Origin of the sequence: Paenibacillus phocaeensis, from assembly GCF_900021165.1 — a bacterium.
Lineage (GTDB): Bacteria > Bacillota > Bacilli > Paenibacillales > Paenibacillaceae > Fontibacillus > Fontibacillus phocaensis.
Genome location: NZ_FCOQ01000012.1, coordinates 360,401 through 386,095, shown reverse-complemented (window position 1 = coordinate 386,095; position 25,695 = coordinate 360,401). Strand labels below are relative to the sequence as shown.

General features: G+C 49.4%; 24 protein-coding genes. 18 read left to right on the top strand and 6 right to left on the bottom strand.

What is annotated here, in order from left to right; genetic code table 11:
• Positions 1 to 18 precede the first annotated feature (18 nt).
• From BN3795_RS07225 to BN3795_RS07155, 15 genes are all read left to right on the top strand, one after another.
• Positions 19 to 4,872: an RHS repeat-associated core domain-containing protein gene (locus tag BN3795_RS07225; protein ID WP_198524665.1), complete on the top strand. Its 4,854-nt coding sequence runs from the start codon at positions 19 to 21 to the stop codon at positions 4,870 to 4,872.
• Between the two features lie 10 nt (positions 4,873 to 4,882).
• A complete protein-coding gene (locus tag BN3795_RS07220; protein ID WP_068784013.1) occupies positions 4,883 to 5,308 on the top strand; it encodes a hypothetical protein in 426 nt (141 codons plus the stop codon).
• Positions 5,309 to 5,572: 264 nt separating this feature from the next.
• Entirely contained in the window at positions 5,573 to 6,367 is a 795-nt protein-coding gene (locus tag BN3795_RS25835) for an RHS repeat-associated core domain-containing protein (RefSeq protein ID WP_068784012.1), read from the top strand.
• Positions 6,368 to 6,375: 8 nt separating this feature from the next.
• Entirely contained in the window at positions 6,376 to 6,768 is a 393-nt protein-coding gene (locus tag BN3795_RS07210; protein ID WP_068784011.1) for a CDI toxin immunity protein, read from the top strand.
• A 153-nt stretch (positions 6,769 to 6,921) separates the two neighbouring features.
• On the top strand, positions 6,922 to 8,178 hold the full coding sequence (locus BN3795_RS25830; RefSeq protein WP_232729876.1) for an RHS repeat domain-containing protein: 1,257 nt from the start codon (positions 6,922 to 6,924) through the stop codon (positions 8,176 to 8,178).
• Positions 8,179 to 8,202: 24 nt separating this feature from the next.
• The gene (locus BN3795_RS07200) at positions 8,203 to 9,372 is read left to right on the top strand and encodes an outer membrane protein assembly factor BamB family protein (RefSeq protein ID WP_068784009.1); all 1,170 of its coding nucleotides are present in this window, start codon (positions 8,203 to 8,205) and stop codon (positions 9,370 to 9,372) included.
• Positions 9,373 to 9,670: 298 nt separating this feature from the next.
• Positions 9,671 to 10,003: a hypothetical protein gene (locus BN3795_RS07195; RefSeq protein WP_068784008.1), complete on the top strand. Its 333-nt coding sequence runs from the start codon at positions 9,671 to 9,673 to the stop codon at positions 10,001 to 10,003.
• A gap of 107 nt (positions 10,004 to 10,110) precedes the next feature.
• Positions 10,111 to 10,443 carry a hypothetical protein gene (locus BN3795_RS07190; protein ID WP_068784007.1) on the top strand — a complete coding sequence of 111 codons (333 nt, stop codon included), beginning with the start codon at positions 10,111 to 10,113 and terminating at the stop codon, positions 10,441 to 10,443.
• Between the two features lie 283 nt (positions 10,444 to 10,726).
• Positions 10,727 to 10,960, top strand: coding sequence for a hypothetical protein (locus BN3795_RS07185; RefSeq protein ID WP_068784006.1), 234 nt, complete (start codon positions 10,727 to 10,729; stop codon positions 10,958 to 10,960).
• Positions 10,961 to 11,764: 804 nt separating this feature from the next.
• Positions 11,765 to 11,980 carry a hypothetical protein gene (locus tag BN3795_RS07180; protein ID WP_110945063.1) on the top strand — a complete coding sequence of 72 codons (216 nt, stop codon included), beginning with the start codon at positions 11,765 to 11,767 and terminating at the stop codon, positions 11,978 to 11,980.
• Positions 11,981 to 12,010: 30 nt separating this feature from the next.
• The gene (locus BN3795_RS07175; RefSeq protein WP_408635013.1) at positions 12,011 to 12,769 is read left to right on the top strand and encodes a hypothetical protein; all 759 of its coding nucleotides are present in this window, start codon (positions 12,011 to 12,013) and stop codon (positions 12,767 to 12,769) included.
• Entirely contained in the window at positions 12,766 to 13,971 is a 1,206-nt protein-coding gene (locus BN3795_RS07170; protein ID WP_068784005.1) for a glutathionylspermidine synthase family protein, read from the top strand. The genes BN3795_RS07175 and BN3795_RS07170 overlap by 4 nt, the downstream gene beginning before the upstream one ends.
• Positions 13,972 to 14,613: a hypothetical protein gene (locus BN3795_RS07165; RefSeq protein WP_068784004.1), complete on the top strand. Its 642-nt coding sequence runs from the start codon at positions 13,972 to 13,974 to the stop codon at positions 14,611 to 14,613.
• Positions 14,610 to 15,002, top strand: coding sequence for a DUF350 domain-containing protein (locus tag BN3795_RS07160; protein ID WP_068784003.1), 393 nt, complete (start codon positions 14,610 to 14,612; stop codon positions 15,000 to 15,002). The genes BN3795_RS07165 and BN3795_RS07160 overlap by 4 nt, the downstream gene beginning before the upstream one ends.
• A gap of 34 nt (positions 15,003 to 15,036) precedes the next feature.
• Positions 15,037 to 16,059 (top strand): potassium channel protein, encoded by a 1,023-nt coding sequence (locus BN3795_RS07155; RefSeq protein ID WP_068784002.1) that lies wholly within the window; start codon positions 15,037 to 15,039, stop codon positions 16,057 to 16,059.
• A 114-nt stretch (positions 16,060 to 16,173) separates the two neighbouring features.
• Here the strand turns inward: BN3795_RS07155 and BN3795_RS07150 are convergent, their stop codons facing one another.
• From BN3795_RS07150 to BN3795_RS07130, 5 genes are all read right to left on the bottom strand, one after another.
• Positions 16,174 to 17,382 (bottom strand): MFS transporter, encoded by a 1,209-nt coding sequence (locus BN3795_RS07150; RefSeq protein WP_068784075.1) that lies wholly within the window; start codon positions 17,380 to 17,382, stop codon positions 16,174 to 16,176.
• A 185-nt stretch (positions 17,383 to 17,567) separates the two neighbouring features.
• Entirely contained in the window at positions 17,568 to 18,575 is a 1,008-nt protein-coding gene (locus BN3795_RS07145; protein ID WP_232729866.1) for an ABC transporter substrate-binding protein, read from the bottom strand.
• A 122-nt stretch (positions 18,576 to 18,697) separates the two neighbouring features.
• The gene (locus BN3795_RS07140) at positions 18,698 to 19,543 is read right to left on the bottom strand and encodes a helix-turn-helix domain-containing protein (protein WP_068784000.1); all 846 of its coding nucleotides are present in this window, start codon (positions 19,541 to 19,543) and stop codon (positions 18,698 to 18,700) included.
• Positions 19,544 to 19,720: 177 nt separating this feature from the next.
• On the bottom strand, positions 19,721 to 19,903 hold the full coding sequence (locus tag BN3795_RS07135; protein WP_068783999.1) for a hypothetical protein: 183 nt from the start codon (positions 19,901 to 19,903) through the stop codon (positions 19,721 to 19,723).
• A gap of 62 nt (positions 19,904 to 19,965) precedes the next feature.
• Complete coding sequence (locus tag BN3795_RS07130) at positions 19,966 to 20,430, bottom strand: MarR family winged helix-turn-helix transcriptional regulator (RefSeq protein ID WP_068783998.1); 465 nt, start codon at positions 20,428 to 20,430, stop codon at positions 19,966 to 19,968.
• Positions 20,431 to 20,613: 183 nt separating this feature from the next.
• Here BN3795_RS07130 and BN3795_RS07125 point away from each other — a divergent pair, with 183 nt between their 5' ends.
• The 3 genes from BN3795_RS07125 to BN3795_RS07115 all read left to right on the top strand — a co-directional run bounded on the left by BN3795_RS07125 (position 20,614) and on the right by BN3795_RS07115 (position 24,454).
• A complete protein-coding gene (locus BN3795_RS07125; protein ID WP_068783997.1) occupies positions 20,614 to 21,096 on the top strand; it encodes a glutathione peroxidase in 483 nt (160 codons plus the stop codon).
• A gap of 453 nt (positions 21,097 to 21,549) precedes the next feature.
• Positions 21,550 to 22,227, top strand: a complete 678-nt coding sequence (locus BN3795_RS07120; protein ID WP_068783996.1) for a hypothetical protein — start codon at positions 21,550 to 21,552, stop codon at positions 22,225 to 22,227.
• A 658-nt stretch (positions 22,228 to 22,885) separates the two neighbouring features.
• Positions 22,886 to 24,454, top strand: coding sequence for an IS1182 family transposase (locus BN3795_RS07115; protein ID WP_068783995.1), 1,569 nt, complete (start codon positions 22,886 to 22,888; stop codon positions 24,452 to 24,454).
• A gap of 443 nt (positions 24,455 to 24,897) precedes the next feature.
• Here the strand turns inward: BN3795_RS07115 and phnE are convergent, their stop codons facing one another.
• A complete protein-coding gene (gene phnE / locus BN3795_RS07110; protein WP_068783994.1) occupies positions 24,898 to 25,677 on the bottom strand; it encodes a phosphonate ABC transporter, permease protein PhnE in 780 nt (259 codons plus the stop codon).
• Positions 25,678 to 25,695: the final 18 nt, after the last annotated feature.

The window sequence follows — 25,695 nt, the reverse complement described above, 5'->3', positions numbered from 1 at the left end:
CTCACGGGGTGATTAAGGATGTATAAGAAAGTCATGGGCCTGGTACTGTGTTTATCACTGATGAGTACGAGCTTAATGGAGGCTGTGTCTTTTGGGGCTGCTGCGGATCGTGGGGGAACGGAGAATACAACAGCCGGTTCCTCGGCTTCCGCTGATTTCCTGACCATATCCGGGATGATGCGTCAATTCGACCTTGATGATGACTGGATGGACGAGCAGTTGTCCAAGGGATATACGCTTTATCAGATTTATAAGGCGTTGCTTGGCGGGAAGGAGGGTTATGAAACGGCCATTTCTCAGTTCGAGCCAGCGTGGAAGATCGATCTGGTCCCGGTGTCCGGTCAGACGAAAGAACCCATGGTGCAAATGGATAACCTTCCAGCTATATCCGCCGCTGCTGCCGATTATGATCAGACGGCCATCGAGCAGTTGTCGCTGAAGGATGAATCTTCGAGATATGAGAGGGGTTACGCTGAGGACTCGGTTGACGCTGCCACTGGCGACGTGACGCTTCACACCACGGATTTGACCCTGTCTGGGGCGCTTCCTTTCGGATTAACGCGGATCTATGACAGCGCCCGAGCCAGCGAGGAGATCGGCGTTGCAATGGAGAACGGAGCGGTTGTGAATCAGACGTCAGTCCGCCGGGAAGAGCAGGACTCCGCTTTGGGCCGGGGCTGGAGATGGGAGCTTCCTTTCATCGAAGAACGGGAAGGTACGCGGATTTTGGACTTTCCGGGAATTGGGCGTTATTCGTTATCGGATGATCTGAAGCTGCAAGGGTATCCATGGAAGGACCTGTTGCTGACCGCGGATGCAACCAAGACAGTCGGAGACTTAACCAGTGACACGAAGGTTTCGGTGTTGAACGGGAACCAGTACTTTTTTAGCTCTTCGGGCCATCTTATTTTGATCGCCGACAACTATGGGAATCAGGTTGAACTCCACTACACAGGTCAAAATAACGCAACGGTCTTATCCCGAATCAAGAACAGTGACGGCAATGAACTGACCTTTGCGTATGCAGCAGGTCAGATGACCGTAACCCAAACGGGTACGGATCGGAAAATGGAGTACCGCACTGCAGTCGATGACGGTCAACCCGTTTTAAAAGAGGTTAAGGATGCGTTGGGCCGGAGTACCCAATATTTTTATTCTTATCCCGAGTCTCGATATAATTTCTTGGCGGCATTAAAGGACCTGGAGGGGCAGCAGCCGGTAAAGCATTCGGCTCTTTTGATGCGCGTGATCCATCCGGCTTCGGGGACGACGGAATTCGATTACGTTCCGGCCCGCAAGCAAATCGGTGAATATGCGACCGACTTTGTCTTTAAGGCTAAGGAGCGCAAGAACATGTACTCGACGCCACTCGGGGACGTTGTTCTCCAGCCTGCGGAGTTTAGCTATTCCGGCGAAGACTTGAACAGCTTTGGTCAGGCGGCAGCCTGGGCCACAACCATTAAGGAAGCTCGTACCACAGATACGTTGAAGTTTCGAAAGGCTTTTCAAGGCAGCGGTCAACCGGATCGGTTGTATCTGGACGAGCAGAGAAGCGATGAAGCGACTACGGGATTTGAGCGGCAATTTCGTTATGATGAAGCGACGGGCTGGAACGTGCCTGTGCAAGTCACGGAGAGCTATGCGCAAGGAGGCAGCGAATCGCAGCCTCTGACGGCAACCTACCGGTACAATGAACAGGGACAGGTGTTGTCGGAAAACTGGAGTACGGGACAAGAAACGATTTACGAGTATACGGGATCCTCTGCTCCTTATTTCTGGTCTCTGCCGAACCAAGTTCAAACCAAACTCCGGGAAGGACAGAAGCGGATTGAGTGCTACCAATACAATGACCAGGGCAGCGTATCCCAATCTTCGGTAAGAGAAAATAGCGCTAGCGGTAAGCTGCTGGCTCAAACCGATTGGGAATATGACATTTACGGCAATCCGACCGTATCGAAAGTCAAGGACGATAAACGGACGAATACGGTCAACTATTCCTATGCGTCTCCTTATGGGAAGCACTTGCTCACCAAGCAATCGAGGGTGATCCACGCCGTTGACGGGACTTCCACCGAATCAAAGCAGAACTTTACCTATACGGCGGCGGGCGAGCTCCTTACGGCGGAAGATGAAGCAGGTGCGGTCACGACCTATACGTACGATGCGCTTGGCCGGATGATCGAGACGTTGTACAGCGACCAGACCAAGACAGCGGTTCAGTATGACGACGACCATAATACCGTAACGACGACCGGACCGGAAGGCATCGTCACCTTGGAGAAATACGACCCGTTTGGCCGTTTGGTTAAAGAAGTGGTGGATGACGCCATCTTCGAGTACACCTATGATGAAGCGGGGAACATGGACCAGCAAATCGATGCTGAACAAAACATCACGAAATTCACTTATGACGGGTTCAGCCGACCAACCCAGACGCTTTATGCTGACGGTTCGCAGGATGAAACCAGTTATGATATGGTGAACCGCACGGTGACCTACACGGACCCAGCCGGAGTTAAGCAGCGGCAGAAGCTGGATTTACTCGGGAACACGGTGGCCGTGGAAGAATGGAAAGACGGAACCTTTACCGCTCTGCAACAAACCGCCTATGATTTGGAAGGGAATGCGGTGTCCGTGACCGACGGCAAGGGACAGCAAACCCTCAATCAGTATGACGCTCTGGGACGGATCGTGACCGTAACCGATCCGGAGCAGCGCGTTACGAAATACACGTACAGCTTGGCCGGCAATCTGGTCAAGATCGAGTACCCGGACAACACTTACGTGGAGAAAGAGTACAACGAAGCGGGCAGTCTGATCCGCCAAATAAACGAAGAACACTTGGTAGAGGCCTTTTTCTATGATTCCAAGGGGAATCTGAGCAAATCGCTGGATCACTCGAGCCGGTTTACGGAGTATCAATATAACAGCGATAACTTGCTTACCCAGATTACGGTCCCGGATCAAAAGATTCAGTATGCCTATGACGCGATGGGTCGCCGTACGGGAATGACCGATGCCACGGGGAGTACGACATACAGCTACGATCCGGCCGACGGATCCTTGACGTACATTCGATATCCGGATGGCACGCGTATCGACTATAGCTACAATAAGCAAATGCGGACAGGCTATACGCTGACGGACGCCACGGGGAAAGCAGCTGGCGCAAGCTACACGTTAGATAAAATGAACCGGGTCAGCACATTGGGCGTCGTGCGAAATGAAGCGGGGATTCGAAAGTCGGCGTTGGCGGCCGCCCCAACGGCTTTGTCGGAAATCGACCGGATTACATTCGATTACAAGGCCAACGGATTGCTGGAGCAAGGCGCATCAGTTAATGGACCAAGCACGTCTTACAGCTATGAAGGTTATGATCTGACGGGGATGACGGTAGACGCTGGAGCTGCGGCCACTGCAAAGAAAGCGGCGGTAAATGCAGAAGAAAACTCCGCGACCGCAACCGAAGCGGTATATGGCTTGGCCAAGCTGAGTGTAGCTACCGGGCATACGTTTAAGTATGATTATGACCTTAACAAGAACATCACCAGCCGTACGCAAAACGGTGCTGTCGATACCTTTACGTACGATCCGCTGAACCGAATTCAGACCGAAAGCGGGCTAAAAAGCAAAAAATACGCTTACGATGAACGCGGCAATCAGTTGACCGTGGAAGGCCGGGAACTCCGAGGCTTAACGAATGCGGAGTTCACCTTTGACGGCTTGAACCGCTTAACGAAGGTGAAGACGGAAGACGGCAAAGAAGTGAGCTACATCTATAACGGGGATGGCTTGCTCTATGAGCGAGTGGAAGGGACCAACCGAACCCGGTATTATTATGATGAGGACGCCAAACTAATCGCCGAGGCCAACGTTAACGGCGGCACGCCAAGCGTGACGTATACTTATCTCTACGACCTGAGCGGACGTTTATGGTCTCGCGTAGACCAGGCCACGGGCGAGGTGCAATATTACCAGCTCAATGGCCACGGCGACGTTGTCGGCCTGACCGACAACCAAGGCAACCAACTCAACACCTACACCTACGACATCTGGGGCAACCCGGAAACCGAAGAAGAGACGGTGCCGAACGTCTTCCGCTACTCCGGCGAGTACTGGGACAACACGACAGATCTGCAATACCTCCGCGCCCGCTGGTACGACCCGAACGCGGGAAGATTCGTATCGAAGGATCCGTATGAAGGTAGCATCGATAATCCGCAAAGTTTGAATCGGTATTCGTATGTGGCGAATAATCCTCTAATCTATACGGATCCGAGTGGGCAGTATATCATGCCTATGGGACCGACTCCTTCATTAACTTGTGCTGTAGATATGGAAAATTGTAAGACGAACCTTGATGCGCAGATCAAGGGAGGACAACAGGCCTTTGATATTGTTTATCTGGACGATGCCAAAACCTTAATGAGCAAAGATGCAAGTGGTCTCGAAAAAGGTGGGACGCTTATTCAGATGATTCCCATATTCAAGGCATTTAAAGTTGTCAAAAAGACAGAAAAGACAGTAGACTTAAGTAAGGATATAATAAAGGATACTAAACGTATTAAACCAATTAAACCAATTAATCTTCCATCTTATAAATCTATAAAAATTGATATTGATCATATAATCTCTGGTCATACTAAAGGGGGGGCTCGTGCAAAGCAGAGTAAATTAAAGGATTTATTCCCTGATAATATGAGTAAATCGCAAATAGAAAAGGCAATTCAAAATGCTTATTCTAAATCTAAAAAAATTCAAACTCAGGGTGACCGTGTTCTTGTTAGAGGGGAATCCAATGGCATTACTATTGAGATGTGGGTGAATACAAAAACGAAAACTATTGAAACAGCCTACCCTGTTTCTAAGTAGGGGGTGTAAAATGCTTAGTGTTATTATTAATGAATCAACTATTGATATAAATAACTCTGGAACTATTACAGGACAAATCTATTTTCAAATTGAGGATATGTATTTTCCTGAGTTACATTGGAGCGACTTTGTGGTAGTGATCTTAACGTGGTGGAACAATTCATTGAAAACACTTGAATGTGCTACTGCAGGTACCACAGCAGAGTTTAACTTTATGGATGGCCCGTTTTTTGTAAGATGTATAAAAAATCATGAAAAAGCAGCGTTAAGTTTTTTAAGAAGAAAAAAAGTTGGTGAAGAAGTAATTTCAACGCTAGAAACAGATTTTAGACTTCTTCAAAAATCTATAGCTCGAGCTACAAAAAAAGTAATTGAGCTAGTTGATACTAAGCAATGGTTAACTGATGATATTGAAGGTTTAAAGAGATTTATTTGAGCTTTTTAGGCATTAGAGCCGACCGTAAGGAGATTTTCTCTCGAAGGTCGGCTTTTCAGTTTTGATTTAGGTAAATTAAAGAGCTAAATGAAGTGAGATTGAAAAAACGAGCGCGGAGTTCACCTTCGACAGCCTGAATCGCTTAACGAAGGTGAAGCTGGAAAACGGCAAAGAAACCTATACCCACGACATCTGGGCAACCCGGAAACCGAAGAAGAGACGGTTCCAAACGTCTTTCGTTATTCGGGAGAGTATTGGGATAACGTGACGGATCTGCAATACCTGCGCGCCCGCTGGTACGACCCGAACGCGGGAAGATTCGTATCGAAGGATCCGTATGAAGGTAGCATCGATAACCCGCTAAGTTTGAATCGGTATTCGTATGTGGCGAATAATCCGTTGATTTATGTGGATCCGAGCGGGAATAAATTTTTTCATACAGGAACATGGTATAGCAATACAAAAATTGCAAAACATTGTGCAAGTGTAGGGATTAGTACGTGCTTGAAGGAAGCAAAGGCAGGTACAATTGAAGCTTCAATGGCTGTAGCTAATTTTCTAGTAATAGATGATATTAATACATTGCTCGATCCTAATTCATCCTATTTTGACAAAACCCTTGCTGCTGCTGGTTTTATACCGGTTTCTAAGTTTTTTAAAGGTGGGAAACTTTTAATAAAGTTAACCAGCAAAGAAGGGAGGAAAATAGAGAGGGTAATTAATTTCACTGGAAATGGTGTTGAGAAAACACTTGACTCTACCCTCAAATCATATGAAGATGCTAGGAATTTAGCTCTAGACATTGTGGGTGATTTAGGTTCCGATTCCAAAGCTGTTATTGGGAGATTACCTAGTAGTGCTGGTTATGGTAAAGTAGTAGGGAGACAATCATCTGATGGGAAACTCCTATGGAGACTTGATTATGATCCACAGAAGGGGACACACATAAATATAGAAGATTACCGTAATGGCAAAGGGAAGAATGCTATAAAACTGGTCATTCCCTTTGAGGGAGATGAAAAAACATTTAATTCGTTACTTAAGCATCTTCAAAAATAGGAGGTACCATGACATTATTTGAAGAATGTATCCAGGCTCTGGGAGATAAAGTGGAAATTATGTCTTCAGAAAAAACGCAGGAGCTTTTTAAGCATCTTGTAAAGAATTATCCTGTTACATCATGGGGGAGAATAGACTGGGATAAGATTAAAGAGAAATATAAAATACATTTCCCTCAAGAATCTTTAAAGATTTTAAATAAAAAATATCCCGATCATTTGAATAATATTGTCTTTCTGCTTTGGAATTATTCTGATGCTACATGTGTAAAAACTGAATTACAGAGGGCTCTTGATTGTATTGATGATGTAACGGCAGTAGGGTCTGACACTTGGATCTATTGTCCAACAGAGTATGTAATAGAATTTTTCCATGAAGGAGAAGTAACCTTAGGCTTCTAAATAGAAGTTCTGATTCCATTACTCTGTCTTTTATGTAAGTATAAGGCCGATTTTTGCAAGGTTGTTCTTGCAAAAATCGGTTTTTCTTTTTATGAGAGAGTGGGTTGGGTAATAGCAAGAAAAAAACCGCCTACAAGTGGCAATCCGTTGACCGTGGAAGGCCGGGAACTTCGGGGCCTAACAAACGCAAATTTCACCTTCGACAGCCTGAACCGCTTAACGAAGGTGAAGCTGGAAAACGGCAAAGAAGTGAACTACACCTATAACGGCGATGGCTTACTCTATGAGTGTGTGGAAGGGACCGACCGAACCCGGTATTATTATGATGAGGAAGCCAAGCTGATCGCCGAAGCGAACGTCAGCGGCGGAACGCCAAGCGTAAGCTACACCTACATCTACGATCTGAGCGGACTCTTGTGGTCTCGCGTGGATCAAAAGACAGGCGAGGTGCAATACTACCAGCTCAACGGCCACGGCGACGTTGTCGGCCTGACCGACAGCCAAGGCAACCAACTCAACACCTACACCTACGACATCTGGGGTAACCCGGAAACGGAAGAAGAGACGGTGCCGAACGTGTTCCGTTATTCCGGCGAGTACTGGGACAACACGACAGATCTGCAATACCTCCGCGCCCGCTGGTACGACCCGAACGCGGGAAGATTCGTGTCGAAGGATCCGTATGAAGGTAGCATCGATAATCCGCTAAGTTTGAATCGGTATTCGTATGTGGAGAATAATCCGTTGATTTATGTGGATCCGAGCGGAAATATGGCAGTGTCGAAATTAAGATACTTGGATTCACTAAAATACTTCCGAACTAAAGCTTATAGTGATGAGGTATTATCATCTACAGTTATTACCTTAAATGGTGAAAATCCATGGCTGGCGTTTCATGAAATTGCACAGTTACATGTTTCAAGAAAATTGTACCAAGATAATAATAAGCTTAATGCAACTCTTGAATATGAAGTTAAATCAACTACACAGAAAACAACCGTATTAGGTATCATTAAAAAAGCAGTTAAGTATGAAGCAGATTTAGTCGTAAGGTCTAATAAATTGGTATGGGAGGTGAAGCCTAAGTACGGAAAAGATCCTAAGGACCAACTGGAGTTATACAAAACTGAAGGTAATTTGACTGAAGGTATGAAATTACAGACTATCAGAGATATTCCTATCTATAATGATATTTATATGATGATCGAATTTCCGGAAAGAGGATACGCATTATATTCTTTTTATAAAAAGAAAGGAAATAAGGAGGTCTCTATGAGTTCATCAAGAGTATATCAAATCGTTAAGGACCACCTTGCTGATTTTGAAAATGGGATCATACCTACGGTGGAAATGATGCCGATTCCTGTACCGATTCCTAGAGTACCTTCTCCACTTCCGGTGTTTCCTTAAGTACTAAATTTGAGAGGTGACTAAATGGAAAAGCGCGTTCTGTTTAATCAGAATCAAACAATCGGTGGTTTTATGGAAGGTGGCTATGATGTATACGCCTATCAACCTTCCCAAACCAATTGGGTAAGACATTCGCTAATTAGTGCTCCAAACGAATTAAAAATCCAGTGGAAAGTAAAAGTTCCATCTAGCCTTCAAGAATGTTCTGCAGTTCTTGGTAGAAATGGAGAGATTTATTTTGGATCACTGTCAGGAGATCTGTATTGTTATTCTTCTGAGGGCGAACTTGTATGGAAATTAAAATTGGGTTCAGAACTTAGTAGCCCAGCAATTGGTGCAGACCAGAGAATATATGTTGCGGCTAAGATGAATGATGACTCCGAAATGAGCTACCTCTATGCCATTTCTGCTGATGCTATAGTCGAATGGAAATGTGAACTGAATCAACTGATTTCATATCCTCCTATGTTGGATAGTGCGGGGAACATTTATGTAACAACTTACGGAAAGCAGATGTGCTGTATAAATCCTGATGGTATTATCCAATGGACAACCAGTACAGATTATTTATTGTCGTGTTCGCCAGTAATAACCTCAAAAGGACATATTCTAATAAACGAGGGGGGGCTTATACACTGTTTGAATTTGAGCGGACAAAAGGTTTGGAGGAAGGAAACGGGAGCGGGTATTGGGGTAATTCCAATTGTTTTATCTGACGACTCATATCTGACCACTGGTTCTATAAATGAAAATATGAAGCTCTTGAAGTTGAATAGTCTAGGAGAATGTGTATGGGCTTTTCCAGAAAAAGAAGACTACTCACTATGGGGATCTCCTGTAATAAGTAGGGATGGAATCATCTATATTGCAGGAAGTGAGTATAGATTTCAAGCCATTGATGTAAAGAGTCAATCTCTGTTGTGGGAGAGTAGAATTGAGGGTACCATTGGCCATCCTCCGCTGATATCCAACGATAATAAATTGATCATTGCATCTTCGGGAGGAAATATTCCAAGAGATGCCAAAAAGGGGCTAGTCTCAAAAATGACCTTATTAAATGAAACGGGTGAGTTGATCAGTGAGGTATACCTTCCCGGAGAGGTAACAAGTCCATGCTTGGGACAAGGGAATAAGGTGTATATTACGACAAATATTCCTTTAAAAAATCACGGATATTTGTATTGTATTGGGTAACTTAATTACGTTTCATTTTAGGCTGCATTTATGCGGCCTCTTTTCGTATTATCAGGTTAACCAGTTATTTCTGGTTGGCCTTTTTTATGGGCATTTTACGATGGGGGAAGCCGGGAGAACGAGGCTCTTTTAGGGGCGTTGACCCCGTCATAAAAACTGTTCTCCCACTATCACCAATGACCATGTTTGAGCTGGTAGAGGCATTGACCTCACATCACAAGCGAAGCTATGGGTTTGGAACCATTGTGGGAATGCCGGCAATAAATTTTTGTAAGGGGGATGTTATGGGTCCTATCCTATGAGTGTATTGGACGAAAACAATAGATTTAAATACTTATTCAATTTGGCTACAGGAAATCATTACATTGAAGAAGAGAACACACCGGAAAACGCATCGTGGGCCAAAGCTGAATTATTAGAAATGTATGAGAAAAATGCAGAAAGAGCAGAGGCTATTATAGGTCTTTCTATCGGGATGTTTACAGTGAACTCCAAAGGCTCAAAAATAGGTGCTGCTTCTAGCAATGCAACAAAAACTTGGATTAAACGATCAACATATAATGAAATTCTCAAATGCAATGAAAAAAGGGCTAGTTGGAGCAGAGGGCTCGAATGGTGTGAAATTATTTAGTGGTAAAGGGGGACTTTGGTGCATATAGGGCTCTAGGGAATTATGATAAAAAGTCAGGACATATTATATTTGATATTTTTGAAAAAACACATAAATAGAGGGATGATATGACTAATTACTTTGATGTAAAGTTTATTAAGAACTGGATGAATAGAACAGAAGTAGAAAATAAAGCGATTGAGTTCTTTTGGAAAGTCATTCAATTGTACAGAGAAGAGGATCCAGAAGAGTTTGAAGATAATTTTCCCAATTTCAGTTCTTCTGACTTAGAAGTAAGTATTCAAGCAGTTTCAGTTACATTTGGCAACTATCCAGATTTCAACTATAACCATGTAGTAGTTACAATCCCTATAAGGTACAAAAAAAAGAATATAGGTGTTCATAAAATTTTATTTACTTTTGATGGCATGATTGAAGATGATTACTTTATCATTGACTAACGACTTTGAATAGATGACTAATGGGTTTTCCAAACGATTGTTTTCTAATGATTTGCACAGATACTGTGAGCCTAAGAATAAGAAGAGACCGTACCGAACATATCCCGCTATTCCGGCGAGTATTATTAAAAACCCGGAGAAGTACATTCCTAATTTTAAAAATTTAGATCCCAGACAGCAGGAGGCTTTGATAAATAAAAAGTGGCCTTCTGATATTCAAAGGCAAAAGGAACAGAAACAAATATCCGAAGGAATTTTGAAAGAAAAATAAGGGGGGATTGTTTTGCATAATGACACAAAAAATTTTTTGAATGATTTAATTAAGGAGATTCAAGAAAAGTATGACCAAACATTAATCCCGGAAGAAGGGGAAGACCTCTCTGGAAAGAACTACAGACTAGGTATGAATTTTTCATATTATGATGTACTTGAAGTAATTGAGTCACAGTTGAAGTCTTTTGGATTCTCTACGGAGGAGTTTGGTAGAATCACACCTATGCTGGGAGAAAAAAGTTGATAAGTGTTGTAGTTATTTTGTTGTGGTTATCTTAACTTGGTGGAATAAGTCCATAAGATTACTCGAAACTTCGTCAGTTGGTACATCAGTAGATTTTAATTTTATGGATGGTCCATATTATGTTCGTGCTGTGAAAAAAGATGATATACTCGTCTCATTAAGTTTTATAAGGAGAAATAAGGCTAATTTGGAGCTGATTACAACTTTGGATGTGGAAACTGATTCTTTGAAGAATCCATTTTAAAAGCTTCAAAAAAAATCCTTAGAGAAATTCAGACTAAAGATTGGGCAACTGACGATATTGAGCAATTAAAAGACTATTCTTAAGTTTGTAAATTTCTATTTGACCTTGGGGCGTCAATCCTCAAGGTCTTTTTTAACCCCACCCAGTGCCGATTGAATCGAGCGGCTACGTCCAAAAGAACTATAAAATCTCTTATCTCGATAGTGAGGGTGAAAGGGAACGGCATCAAATTATCTCACTTTGTTCGCAATTTATCACGTTTCAGGCTAGCCGCCTCCTGACTTATAGCAGCTTCGCATTTCAGCATTGCTTTTCAGTGGCAACGGACGTAAGCTGTTGGAAGGATCGTGGGAGAGTCCCCCACATTAAGGTCGATGATTTCAGGACCAGGCCAAACCAGCGAAGCTGAACCAAGTCGACCATGCCGGGTGCCGGGCCAAGCCAGATCGTCCGATCCCGCCTATCGCCCCATTCCCTCTATCTCCCTGCACAAAGGATGAAACGAAGCGGGAACCGGGACGTAACATTATTTAGTGTGTACATGGAAAGGGTGAGCTGCATTGGATAACGGCATGAGCGTGAAGTTGTACGAGAAGTTACCGGACGGTGAGCTAAGAGAGCTGGAGGAGCGCGTCTGGAGCGCGAATATGGTCGCTGCGTTGGAGCATGTGAACTACCTGGTCGTGGGCAGCCGGGAGTTTGAAACGGTCGAAGGCCGGCTGAACGTGGACGAGGGGAAACTGGAGCTGCTGCTCGTTCCGATCGTGCATGAATAAGAGGTTTTTTTCGTAAGGAGGGAATCGATCTTGGCAAAAGAAGAGGAAGCAACCCGAACGGACATTCACGCATCCAAAGAGGCAGAGCCGATGAAAGAACCGTTCGCATCCAAGTTTTTGACCCCGGAAGGCAAGCCGATCCGCGTCTTGTCTACCTCCCTGGGCCTTGCGCTGCTGGCTAATGCATTCCTGGTTCCGGGTGCGGGGGCTACGGCCTCGGGAAGCGGTACAACGGCGGATGAACCGAAGCTGGTTGCCTGGTCAACCGAGGAAGTCAAGCAATACTTCGACAAGAACGTGGACTGGAACATCCCGCTTCCGGCTGCAGAAGAGGATCAAGAGGGGGCTGGAGAGACGTCCGGTTCCGGCGGCTCAAGCAGCTCGGGCGCGGGAGGCACTACCGTCATCAACCATTACGGCGGCGGGTTTGGTTGGGACGATATGCTGCTGTACCACCTGCTGTTCAACAGCGGATCGAGCTATTCGTCCGGCCGCTGGTATGACGGGCATCGCGGTTACTACGCAGGATCGTCAACGCCGTATAAACCAAAGACGTATTCCAGCGAGACGTTTCAAAATAAACAAATGGCCGGTTCGGTTGTGCGTCCCAAAACCTCAACCTCATCCACCGGCTCGATCGTTCGGCGTTCTACGTCCTCGAAGGCCGGCGGCATCGGCGGGAAATCCAGCTCGCTTGGTTCATCGTCCAGCTCCTCAACCGGCTCCTCCAAGAGTTCATTCTCCGGTTCGAGATCCAGCGGTACAGGTAAGGGGTCGTTCGGCGGATGACGGACGGAAGCAGCAGCGTGTTTGAAGTTGTCGGCCAGCCGCATCCTGATCGGAGCGCGCGGGTCGCGAAGCTCGCCGAGCTGGGGTTCACCTGGGCGGATCTCGAGGAAGAGGAGTACTGGATCGATCAGCTCGTATTGATGCCAAAGGCAACCTATGAGGAGTTGGAACAAGCCGCTGCTATACTGTGGCGCATCCTTGACAAGGTTGTACGTTACGTCCATCGCCGGCCTGATTTGTATGAGCTGATCGGCATCCCGCCAATTCTGTGGACGATGCTGGACCAGCTTCCGCTGCCGGAGCCGGGTGTGATCAGCCGCTACGCGCGTTTTGATTTCGCGGTGGGGAACGACGGCACCATCAAGCTGCTGGAGCTGAATGCAGATACCCCAACCGGTTATGTGGAAGCTTCGATTGCCACTCCCTGGCTGCTGGAGCAGGCGGGGCTTGATTCGCCTAATGCGCGGATGAAGGACCTGGTGGCGGAAGCCTGGACGCTTGAGCGGCCGGATACCGCAGCCTGCGTCGATTACGGCTGGCATCTGGAGGATTCCGGCACGATCGAAGCACTGGGGCGTCACAGCGGACTGAATCTCCATTACGAGGATTGCCTGGAGTTATGGGTTGATGAAGGGACCCTCAAGAATAAAGATGGGCGAGGGATTGAGCGTCTTTTTGCACTGTATCCGAAGGAATGGATGGCGGTGGACGATGCCGGCGAAGCGTTGAGCTACGCGATCGAAACGGGCCGTCTGACCCTTTTCAACGGGCCGCACAGCATCCTGCTGCAATCCAAAGGCCTGCTTGCTGCGGCCTGGGGGCTTTACGAGCTGGGTTTGCTCTTCGATGAAGACGAACGGCGGGCGATCGCCAAATATGTACTGCCGACCTACAACAAGCCGGTCTTCTCGGGGGATTTCGTGTCCAAATCGATGTTTGGCCGTGAAGGCGGTTCGGTGCGTCTGTTCGATGAGGAGGGCAAGCTGGAGCTGGAGGACCGGGAGGGGTTTGACAGCAGTGTCCTTTTTCCGACGGTCTATCAAAAGAGAGCCGAGCTGGCGCGCATCAACACCGTCCTAGGCGAGCGCCATCTGCTGATCGGCCTGTTTGTCCTGAACGGAACGCCTTGCGGCCTGCTGGGGCGGGCCGGCGGGCCGATCACGGGCAATACCAGCCATTTTATCCCGTTAGGAGTGAAGTGAATGCAAGTATTTAAGCAGCCTTGGGCGCGGCGATTCCTCGTTACGTGGATGCTGGTGTTGTCGGTGGCGGTACTTGGAGCCTGCGGCAATACGACCAGCGTCTTCTCCACTAACGCGGGTTCGGAGTCGGCGTTAACGACCTCCCGCGTTCCCTGGGATTATAAAATCGTGGAGGCTACGGTCGGCGATCTGGTGGGCAGCGACATGACGATTTTGCCTGATAATGATCTGTTGCCAAATGATAATAACTACGCGACCGGCGATAAAATCTGGATTCTTCAGTTCATGGATGCCGAGCTGACTACGGACGAGAACCAGAAGAATGAGGTGCGCTTATCCTCCTGGACGACGCTGAAGTCCTACCCCGATCAGGCATCCGCCGAGAAGGATCTGGCCGAACTGAAGGTGTCGGTGACAACCGACGTCGACCTGGTTGGCGTGTACAAAACGGAGTACCAAGGCAAAACCCGGAGCTTCGCCGTATTGGAGCTGCCATCCGGGAACCGGATCAAGCAGCCGATTGATGACACGCGGTACGCTGCGTTAGAGAAAGCGAAGACCGCATCGGTCGTGCTTGAGGAAGTGCATGATTTTGCCGATTATGACTTGGCATTTGCGAAATTTCGGGGGTGGGCGAAGTGACGATCGTAGTGAATATAGTGGTTAGTATTGTGGTGATGATTTTGCTGCAGCTTCTGGGGATGGTGGTCTTCAATTGGATGACCCCGTACCGCGACATGGAGGAGCTGAAGAAGGGGAACGTCGCCGTAGCTTTGGCGTTGGGCGGCAAGTTCCTGGGCACAGCGATTATTTTGGGAGTGTCCGCTTTTACGAACACTTCGATTGTGCATATGATTCTGTGGTTCGCCGTCGGGTACGTTTGCCTCGTGGCGTCCTACTGGATCTTTGAACTGGTGACGCCGGGGTTCAACATTTCCGAGCAGTTGAAGAAAGGCAATGTCGCGGTAGGCACCCTGCTGTGCCTGGTGTTTATCGGTATGGCCTTCGCTGTCAGCAGCCTCATCATTTAAGAGGGACTTGAATTTTGAAAAAAGGGGCAGTCACATGCACTTTTTGCTCAGAATTACGACGCGTTTGATGCGTTTGCGCAAAACGTCGATCGGACTGATTATCCTGTTATTTGTTGCATTAAGCGCAACGGTGGCTTACGGGCTGGAGCCGGCGACCTTCGGGAGTTGGTTTAACGCGCTGTATTGGGTAATGACCACCATGGCCACGGTGGGATATGGCGATTATTTTGCCGAGACCGTGCAGGGCAAAGTGTTTACGATGTTTTTGTACATTTTCGGAATCGGGCTGCTGAGCTTGGTGATCGGAAAAGTGATCGATTCCATCGGGAGCCTTCAGCGGCAGAGAGGAGCGGGGGCTTTGAGCTTTCGGGGCGAAGACCAGATCATTCTGATCAATTGGAGCAAAAAGGCGCAGTCGGCGGTGGAGGAAATTTTGAGTTACTCTCCCAAGAGCCGCATCGTCATTATTGACGAGGGGGATCGGCACCCGCTGGAGCATATGCATCAGGTGCATTTCATCAGCGGCGATCCGGCCTCGGATGACATCCTGATGAAAGCCGGCATCGATCAAGCGAAGGCGGCGATCATTTTTGCCGATACGCGGATCGAGGAGTTTTCGCTGATCGACGGCAAATCGCTGTTGATTGCCTCCAGCATCGAACGCTTGGCGCCACAGGTACATACAACTGTGGAGATCACGCAGGAAAAACATATCCAGAACTTCCGCCACGTTCAAGTGAACGAATTTGTGCTGTCCCATGACGCCATTTCGCGATTGGCGGTCCGATCTGCGCTGCAGGCGGGCAACTCCGAAGTGATTCGCCAACTGCTTAGCCGTCAATACGGCGACGATATTTATGAAGTCCCGGTACAGCGGGACTGGAGCACGTACGGAGATGCCTTTGAGGCACTGCTCCGGCAAGGTGCGACTTTGCTGGCGGATCGCGGCGATCTTGGGATCAACCGCAAGCTGGATCAGCCGGTTCCCGCGGAGGCACGGCTCTACGTCGTAGCCGATGAGGCCACGTATCGGCGGATTGCCGGCTTATCGTCATGAACTGCAATCCGCATAGGACGGCCTATGCCCTATAATGGGAAACCCCCGTGTCCACCGGCGGCTATCGCTTGGTTGGATGCGGGGGGTTTTTCGCATATGAATGCGGGCGCGGCGTTACAGCAGCTCGTTCCGTTTGCGCAGATAGCCAAACAAAACGAGGCTGCACACCGCGCACAACAAGGCGCAGACGCCGATAAAGGCGTACCCGGCTTGCAGGCCGCGAAGCAGGCCCAATCTGGTGTCGGCGCCGCCGGCAACGAGCTCCTTGATCCCGTCGGTGATCGCGCCGATCAGATAGTTGCCGATGACGCTGCCAACGCCCATCAGCGTCACGATGAAGGTGATGGCGGAGTCGCTGGAGGAGCGGTACTTCTTGGCGATCAGCGCCATGACGGTCGGGTAGATCGGGGCGATGCCGATGCCGGCTGCCGCGAACAGGAAGGCCCCGGGTTCGCCAGCCCAAATGGCGATCAAGGTGCAGATCCCCGAGAAGGCGGAGAACAGAATCAGCGAGAGCGTAAAGCCGATTTTGTCCGTAATGGGCCCGAGTGCCAGCCGCGCGAACGTAAAACATAGGAAAAAGGCGGACAACATGCCCGAAGCGCTGGTGGTATTCCATTGGTAGGCTTTCTCCAAAAAGTTGACCAGCCAGCCCCCTACGGCCATCTCCGATACCACGCCAAACGAGAGCACCAGCACGATTAGCCAAATGGCCGGATCGCGCATGAGCTGCGTGAACGGTACCCGCTCGCCGCCTTGATCTTCCTCGCCCGGAAACCGGCTGAGCAGCGTCGGGATCATCGGAATGACGGAGAGCGACAACATGATCAGATACATGCCGCGCCAATCGAGCACATGCCCCCCGATCGACACGGTCATGAGTCCCGAGGCGATCATCGGCGCTACCGTAGAGCTCAGCCCATAGAAGAAGTGGGCGAGGTTCATCATCGTGCCGGTATTGCCCACGAAAATGCGGGCGGCCAGAATGGCCAGCGCGATCTCGAGCATCCCGTTACCGATGTACATCAGGAAATAGGAGCCCGACAACGCCGGGAAGCTGCGCGAAGCGAAGATGAGTACCCCGGACGCCACCATCGACCCGAAGGCGAGCATCGTCACCGCTTTGGCACCCCATTTGCGGGTCAGGTAAGCGGTAAAGGAGCAGGCCAGCAGGTACCCCAGCGAGTTGAGCGACAGAAGCGTCCCGACCTGCATCTCGTCGATGCCGAAATCCGTTTGGATGCGCGGGATGGCGGGGCCTTTAATATTTTCCGAGAAGCCGAAGATAAAGAAACCGATAAAGACGGTTAACAGCTGAAAGATATAATTCCGTTTGACGGAAGCGGACTGTGTGGCGCGGGCGGCCGTCGACTCCGCGTTAGTTCGAGATTTCGCCTTCAAAAAGATGCCCTCCTGAGGTTACGATGGGATGGAAAGAAACGAACAGCCACATCGTAACACAATTTCGGGCTCCTATCTATCCTCGGTTTGCGGGAGAGATCCGGCGGCTATTTCCCCATGATTTGCCCGATCACGTCGAGGCCTTTCGATTGGCCCATGGCCAGCGGTCCGACAATTTCCGTGTCGATTGGGTAAAGGTTGCCGTTCTTGACCGCCTTCAGCCCGTTCCAGACCGGGTTATCGGCAAGTGCATCCAACGTAAGCTCCGCGGCGCCGGTGAAATCCTCCCCGAGAAAAATATAATCCGGGTTAATGCCAGCCACGCCCTCCAGGCTGATTTCCGCCCAGTCCTCCATATGATCGAATTTGGCGAAGCCCAAGCGATCGTAATACGGCTCCATCCGAACACCGCCATAATAGTTGAATCCTTTGCCCCAGGTCATCATGAAAATGGCCGTTTTCCCTTTGGCGCCGGTCTCGTCCATTTTGGCCGCGAGCGCGTCCAGCTTCGCATTGTAGTCGGCAATGTACTGCTCGGCTTTCGCTTCCTCCCCAATAACCGCGGCAACTTTCCCGATCGTATCCTGCCAGTTTTCGGATTGGCGAATCAGGATCGTGGGGGCGATTTTGGACAGCTGGTCATAAATCTTCTCGTCGTCCTCCCAGGCGATAATGACATCCGGGTCCAGCGCCAAGATGCTCTCCATGCTGGCCGTATCGCCTAAATCAGCGATCTTGTCCTGCTTCGTGTATGCATCGTAGACGGGGAAATTCTGCAGCGATTTCAGGCCGACAACGCCGGCCACGACGTCCTGCTCCCCGATCGCAAACAGATGGTCGGCATACGGGAAATATGTGACGGCGACTTTTTTCGGCTTTTCGTTCAGCACCGTTTCACCTTTGTCATGCTGAATGGTGATCGGAAATTTCGCGGTTTGCGCCGCATTGCCGGAAGTCGTATTCGAATCGCCCGCCGCCGCCTCGCTTGTTCCGCCGTTGGTGTTGTCAGTTGGTGTTGCCGGATTCGTATTCGTTCCGCAGGCCGTCGCCGCGAGGGAGAGCAATAAAATAATCAGGAGGGGAAACAGTCCCCTTTTTTGGAATGATCGCCACACTTGTCGTTCCTCCGCTTCGATTTGATTTGAGCTGGTTTGATTTGATTCGAGATGATGATAATGATTTTCATTTTCAAAACAAATTATAATCAAAACCGGGCGGGCTTGAGAATAGACAATTTTCAAAGGGAAGGTGGATCATTTCCGTTTCGGGCCCGAAATTCGCTGGGCGAGCAGCCGACATGCTTTTTAAAAAGCCGACTGAAATAATGGGCGTCGCCGTATCCGACGCTCTCCGCGATGTCGCCAACGCTGCAGCGGCTGGTGGCCAGCAGCTCGCTGGCCCGGGCCATCCGGTGCCGGATGACGTAATCGATCGGGGATAAGCCGACGTATTTATGGAAGGCGTAAGCGAATTTTTTGACGTCCCAATCGTGCAGACCGGCCAACTTCCGCAAATTAAGCGGCTCCATATAGTGGGCGTGAATATACTCCAACGCGTGTTCAACGGCGCTGCGGCTCTCCACGTTCAAGCGGTTGCGGGCGCAGCGGATCACCTCGCCGATCGTTCCGTAGAACAGCTCTTTCACGCGAATCGCCTGCAGGGAGCCCGGCGTGTTCGCGGCCGCGTGCAGCTGGCGCAGCATTTCCACGATCCGGGGGTTCTCTCCCGGCTCCAGTACATAATGCGTTCGAGGGTATGCGTGCTTCCATTCGGCGGCGGGCAAATCAAGCGTATAATGGATCAGGACATATTCGAAACCCGAAGCGGGTACCTTCAATTGCAGCGTCATATTTTGTGCGCCGTGTGCAACGACCCCGGGGACCAATTCGCAAGGGATGCCGTCGAAAGCGAACTCGGCTTGCCCTTGCAAGGCGAATACCAAACCGGCATGCGGCGTAGGGCGCGCTTGGGAATGCCCGTTGTATTGCCCCGGTTCGAGACTCGATAAATAAACACCATGAATCGTTAAGGTGCCGGCAGCAAATTGCCCGGCCAGTTCGTTCAAGTCAACGATGGAAATCACCTGCTCTCCGGTAAGTATGGGGGAGTCGCGTTCTATTTATTTTACTCGGACAAACCTGCGGGGAAAAGGGAAGCTTTGAAGCCGCTGACGATTTGCCGGCCGCAACGACAAAACACCCGTTTCCCGCGCGCGGACTGTCAAGCGGCAGGGACGGGTGTTCTGTTTTGATCGGCTTGATTAATGATGAATGTCGCATTTGTTCATGATGAACGCGATTTGGTTTTCGAGCCGATTGATTTGCTCCTGCGTCTCCGGGTCGGCGTGGCCCATGCCTCGCATCGAGGCCAACTCTTGCTTCAACCGGTGCAGATCTTCGCCCGCGTGGGCGCAGTCATAGTTGCTCTCGAGATTTTCCAGCATGCTGATACTCCTCCATCGGTTACTGGGTGATCCTTCCCTATTATGGAGGATTTAGGGTAGCCTTATTCAGGCTGTTCAGCTTGGGGGGAACCGCCGCCGCCGATTTTGCGCATGAATTCGTTGATCTGCCGGTGCATGGCGGTAATGTCCTCCACCTCGGCATCGGTGCCGGCAAACAGCCGCATCGGTACGGTGCATACTTTGTCGCGCAGGGCTTTGCCCTCCGCGGTTAATTCGATAATGACGCTGCGCTCGTCGGACTTATCCCGCGTCCGGGTGACCAGCTTCATCTGCTCCAGCTTCTTGAGCAGCGGAGTTAACGTGCCGGAGTCGAGGTACAGCATGGAGCCAAGCTCTTTAACGGTAACGCCGTCCCGCTCCCATAAGGCGAGCAGCGTGATATATTGCGTATAGGTTAAGCCAAACTCAGCCAGCAAGGGCCGGTACAGCTTCATGATCTCACGGGAACAGGTATAAAAAGCGAAGCAAAGCTGATTATCCAGTTTCATTAACTCGTCGGTATTCATCTATTCCACCTGCCATTAAATTGTATGCAATTTATTTTACTGTTGAGCTATTATAGCATTGCTCCCTAGGGAGAGTAAAGATCCGGAAGTTCCTCCTCGCGGCGAGTTTCAAATTGACACGTCTATAAAGATTGTATACAATTAAATTATACTTAATTTAAATGAAGGTCGGAGGTGCTGTGGATGTCATTATTCGATATTGAAGTGAAAACAATTCAAGGCCAGGTACAAACCTTGGAGCCTTATCGCGGTCAAGTGCTGCTGATCGTCAATACGGCGACCAAATGCGGGTTTGCCCCGCAGTTTAAAGGGCTGCAGAAGCTGCATGATACTTACAAGGAGCAAGGCTTCTCTGTATTGGGATTCCCGTCGAGCCAATTTGCGAACCAGGAGCTGGGAACAGACGAAGAGGTGGCACAGGCTTGCGAGCTGAATTTCGGCGTGTCGTTCCCGTTATTTTCGAAGATCGATGTTAATGGGAAAACGGCTCATCCGCTGTTCAAGCAACTGACGAAGGAAGCACCGGGCCTGCTTGGCTCCAAGCTGATCAAATGGAACTTTACGAAGTTCCTCGTCGATCAGGAAGGCAAGGTCGTCAAGCGCTTCGCCCCAACGGATGAACCGGAGAGCATCGAAGGCAAGATCCGCGAGCTGCTTGGGGTGTAAGCAGCGCGTGGGGGGATGCGGTTTGACGCGGAGTAGGGTGGAGTAGGGGGAATGAAGGAATGAGGAGTAATAAAGAGAAATAATGATGGAGGAGAAAGTGGGAGAAACAGGGAGTACTGAAGAGTAATTAGGAACTACGGGGAATGAAGAGTAACGAGTGGTGAGGAGTAGTATGAAGTAGCAAGAAGTAGCAAGGAGAAGCAAGGAGTAGCAAGGAGAAGCAAGGAGTAGCAAGGAGTAGTTTCCGAGTAGTAACGAGTCTTGATGCGGAGGATTAATACTGAGTAATACGGAACAACAGACGGCCGCACAAGGTCCTATTGCGGTGAGCTTTCTCTTGTGTCACACTAGGAGTATCAGACAGCAACGTGAGGCAAAGCCTGCCCCGTTTCCTTTCCAGTTTGGAGAGGAGCGGGGCTTTTTGTTTTTTACTATGACTGTGGAGGGGATAGTATGGGATTTCAAACGGAACATGAGATCTGGATTCAGGAGCACATGAAACGAAGAAGTGGCGAGCGGCTTGATGCACTCCGAAGGGGGCATGGCTATGGAAACCAATTGTTCATCGAGCTGATTTGGTGGCCGCTGGTGGGACATTTTGACGGATTGCACCCTGAGTTTGAGGTGAGGGATTGGCGGGGGAGATCCTATTTTGTTGATTTTTTATGGAGGGTGGGTACGTCGCGGATCGTGTTTGAGGTCATGGATTACGGCTCCCATGGTACGGATCGGACGAAGTATCGGATGGACTTGAACAGGGGGCTGTTTCTGCAGTCCCAAGACTGCTTGATCTACTACATTGCCTTGGACGAGCTGAAGGAGAACCCCACGTTTATTCTGTCTTCCTTGCGGAGTATTCTGTCTCCTTACTTGTCCGTCGTACAGGGGAGGTCGTCTATGAGGAACTATTCCAAGATTGAGAGGGATCTCATGCGTGCCTCGATTCGCCATGATCGGGTGCTTCGCCCAGCGGAGGTGGCGCGGGAACTGGAACTGCATCCGATGACGGTCATTAAGTATTGCCGGATCCTCGTAGAAAAAGGAAAGCTCCGTGCAATAGCAAAAGGGGCTTCCGGACGTATCACTTCTTATGAATACGTAGGCCCGGCGCTAAGCCCGGATTTGGTGTGACCACGAACCGTGAGCCGTGGTGATTATAGAGGAACCGATTTATATATGATATTTCATATATAATCGTTCGCCGAAGCGCTCAATCGACTCATTCTATTCGAAATTTCATATAGAATGGGCCAATTGGCGAGGATTCGAGGAAATGTATTCGAAAAATCATATACATTAGGTCCTCGGGAGAGAGAAGGCCCGATTTATATATGATATTTCATATATAATCGTTCGCCGAAGGGCTCAATCGGCTCATTCTATTCGAAATTTCATATAGAATGAGCCATTCGGCGAGGATTCGAGGGAATGTATTCGAAAAATCATATACATTAGGTCCTCGGGGGAGGGAAGGCCCGATTTATATATGATATTTCATATATAATCGGTCGCTGAAAGGCTCAATCGACTCATTCTATTCGAAATTTCATATAGAATGGGCCATTTGGCGAAGGTTCGAGGGAATGTATTCGAAAAATCATATACATTAGGCCCTCGGGAGAGAGAAGGGGCGATTTATATATGATATTTCATATATAATGAGGGTGTCCCAAAAGTCATCATAGATGACTAGGGGCGACCCTCTTTTTCATTTCGTCAAACAAAAAGAAACCACTCTTTGGTAAAATGGAGGTACCACCCAACCATAAACCAAAAGGAGACGGTTTCTTTGTACATTCAATATACCATGGATCAACTCTGCTTACCAATGGATTTAGAAGAAGATATCCCCGCCAATCACCTCGTTCGTGTGGTCAACGCCGCCGTTAATCGTCTCGACGAAGCCATCTTCGACGCAGCTTACCCTGGAGGCGGACGAGACAGCTACCACCCTAAAATGCTCACCAAAGTCATCATTTACGCCTACACGCAGCGTATCTACTCCTCTCGCCAGATCGCCAAAGCGATCCGTGAAAACATCATGTTCATGTGGATCGCGGCCAGGCAAAAGCCGGATTTCCGCACCATCAACCGGTTTCGTTCAGAGCGAATGAAAAACGTACTGGAGACGGTGTTTACCGCCGTTCTTCAGTTTCTGGCCGAGGAAAACTACGTGCAGCTTGAGCATTACTTTGTGGACGGCACGAAGATCGAAGCGAATGCCAACCGATATACGTTTGTATGGGGGAAGGCGGTAGTGAAGCATAAAGCCAAGCTCCAAGAAAAAGTCCAAACCTTGTTCGCCGCCATTGAGGAAGCTGAGAAACAAGAAGAACGTGCTCACGGGGGCCAGGATCTTCTTGAACTGGGCGAGTCCTCTGCCCTCACCGGTGAAAAGCTGGAGCAAGCCGTCAAACAATTAGAGGAGCGTCTGCAGGAGAAACCAAAGGACAAGCCGCTCAAGAAGGCGATGCGCACGCTCCGCAAAGACTTGCTTCCTCGCCTTCAGAAGTATGAGACGCAGGAAGCGATTTTAGGCACGAGAAACAGCTACAGTAAAACAGACCCGGACGCCACGTTTATGCGGATGAAAGAAGACCACATGCGAAACGGCCAGCTAAAGCCAGCCTATAATGTTCAGATTGGCACTGAAAATCAATTCATTATCGGTTACAGTTTGCACCAGCGGCCAACCGATACGCGCTGCCTCATCCCGCATTTTGAGAAGATAAAATCGCAGTTCGGCAAGCTGCCAAAAAAAGTCATCGCCGATGCAGGCTATGGCGGTGAAGAAAATTACGACTACTTGGAGCGAAATGAAGTCGAAGCCATGGTGAAGTACAACACGTATCACCGCGAAAAGAGCAAGGCCTGGCAAAAAGACATCAGCAAGATCGACAACTGGACCTATAACAGTGAACAAGATACATGGACATGTGCGGCCGGACAAACGCTCCATTTCCGAAGAGGGAGTAAGGAGAAAACGGAAAGCGGGTATGAAATCGAATACCGACATTACCGAAGCGCCGGCTGTGAGGGTTGTCCGCTAAAACCGCAGTGTACCCAAGCCCAAGGTGATCGCGAGATCAAGGTGAGTATGAAGTATTGGCGGCTAAAGAACCAGGCCAGGCAAAAGCTCCGCAGTGAAGAAGGTCATGCCCTAGCCGTAAGGCGCATGATCGAGCCGGAGCCTGTGTTTGGCCATGTAAAGAACAACCGAGGCTTTAAAAGGTTCCTGCTTCGAGGCTTACCCAAAGTAAGTCTGGAGGTGGGGTGGCTTTCCCTTGCCCACAATCTGCTCAAGAAAGCAGCGGTGGACGCCAAAAACCAAGGAGCTAAGCGAGAACAGACCGCCTAGCTCCTTGGTTTTTTATGAATCCCATCCAATTTGGCTGCTGAGGGTGTCCCAGAGTTTACTTTTGGGACACCCTCTTTATATATGATATTTCATATATAATCGGTCGCTGAAAGGCTCAATCGGCCCATTCTATTCGAAATTTCATATAGAATAAGCCAATTGGCGAGGATTCGAGGAAATGTATTCGAAAAATCATATAGAATGGGCTCGTGTCAACAAGGGCGAGGGCCAAGCTTGGGCTAGAGCCAAAACGGATGCACGGATGCGCCGATGTATCAATACACCCATACACCCATACACCCATGCACCCATGCACCCATGCACCCATGCACCCATACACCCATACACCCATACACCCATGCACCCATACACCTACACCCATGCACCGATAGATTGATATATCGCTACACCGATGCACCATGGATTTATGATGCAGGCTTAGCCTAGACCAGTCTCTTCCGCAGCGCCCCGGAGATCCAATCGACGAGGGTGATCATGACGATGATGCCGAGCAGGATGATGCCGACACGATCCCAATCCCGCGAGCTGAGGGCGAAGATCAGCGGCGTTCCGATGCCGCCGGCGCCGATGACGCCAAGGATCGTGGCGGAGCGCAAGTTGATCTCGAAACGGTACAGCGTGTAAGACAGGAAGCCCGGGAGCACTTGGGGCAGCACGGCAAACCACAGGATTTGCAGGCGGCTTGCCCCCGCAGCGACCAGCGCTTCGGTTGGGCCGTGGTCTCTATTTTCGATCTCATCGGCAAACAGCTTGCCCAGCATTCCAACCGAATGCAGCCCCAGCGCCAGCACACCAGCGAAGGCATTGGGTCCCACGGCCTTGATGAACAGCAGCGCCATCACGATCTCCGGGAAGGTGCGGATAAAGCTCAGCAGCATCTTGCCCGAGCCGGAAACGAAACGCGGCTTGCTGCGGTTGGCCGCCGCCCAGAAGGCAAATGGCAGGCAGACCACCGTGGACACGAAGGTGCCCAGAATGGAGATCGTCAAAGTCTCCAACAAGCCGCGCAGCAAATCCTCGCCATCCGGCAGATAGACGTAGTCCCAGTCGGGCGAGAACAGCCCTGCGAGGATCGACTTCGTGATTTGACCGGCAGTTTCTTTGATTCCGTCAAACGGGATCCCGGCAAACGCCCATATATATAGGAGAAGGAGCAGCAGATAGATCAGCCAACGGTAGCGGCTCTTTTTGGGCTTCTCCACTTTGTGCCGCCAGGTATT

Excerpts from the sequence above, each read along its gene's own strand:
- BN3795_RS07120 (WP_068783996.1), top strand. The coding sequence starts at position 21,550 with ATGGGATTTCAAACGGAACATGAGATCTGGATTCAGGAGCACATGAAA.
- BN3795_RS07195 (WP_068784008.1), top strand. The coding sequence starts at position 9,671 with ATGAGTGTATTGGACGAAAACAATAGATTTAAATACTTATTCAATTTG.
- BN3795_RS07130 (WP_068783998.1), bottom strand. The coding sequence starts at position 20,430 with ATGAATACCGACGAGTTAATGAAACTGGATAATCAGCTTTGCTTCGCT.
- BN3795_RS07135 (WP_068783999.1), bottom strand. The coding sequence starts at position 19,903 with ATGCTGGAAAATCTCGAGAGCAACTATGACTGCGCCCACGCGGGCGAA.
- BN3795_RS07225 (WP_198524665.1), top strand. The coding sequence starts at position 19 with ATGTATAAGAAAGTCATGGGCCTGGTACTGTGTTTATCACTGATGAGT.
- BN3795_RS07190 (WP_068784007.1), top strand. The coding sequence starts at position 10,111 with ATGACTAATTACTTTGATGTAAAGTTTATTAAGAACTGGATGAATAGA.
- BN3795_RS07210 (WP_068784011.1), top strand. The coding sequence starts at position 6,376 with ATGACATTATTTGAAGAATGTATCCAGGCTCTGGGAGATAAAGTGGAA.
- BN3795_RS07170 (WP_068784005.1), top strand. The coding sequence starts at position 12,766 with ATGACGGACGGAAGCAGCAGCGTGTTTGAAGTTGTCGGCCAGCCGCAT.
- BN3795_RS07200 (WP_068784009.1), top strand. The coding sequence starts at position 8,203 with ATGGAAAAGCGCGTTCTGTTTAATCAGAATCAAACAATCGGTGGTTTT.
- BN3795_RS07155 (WP_068784002.1), top strand. The coding sequence starts at position 15,037 with ATGCACTTTTTGCTCAGAATTACGACGCGTTTGATGCGTTTGCGCAAA.
- BN3795_RS07220 (WP_068784013.1), top strand. The coding sequence starts at position 4,883 with ATGCTTAGTGTTATTATTAATGAATCAACTATTGATATAAATAACTCT.
- BN3795_RS07125 (WP_068783997.1), top strand. The coding sequence starts at position 20,614 with ATGTCATTATTCGATATTGAAGTGAAAACAATTCAAGGCCAGGTACAA.
- BN3795_RS07165 (WP_068784004.1), top strand. The coding sequence starts at position 13,972 with ATGCAAGTATTTAAGCAGCCTTGGGCGCGGCGATTCCTCGTTACGTGG.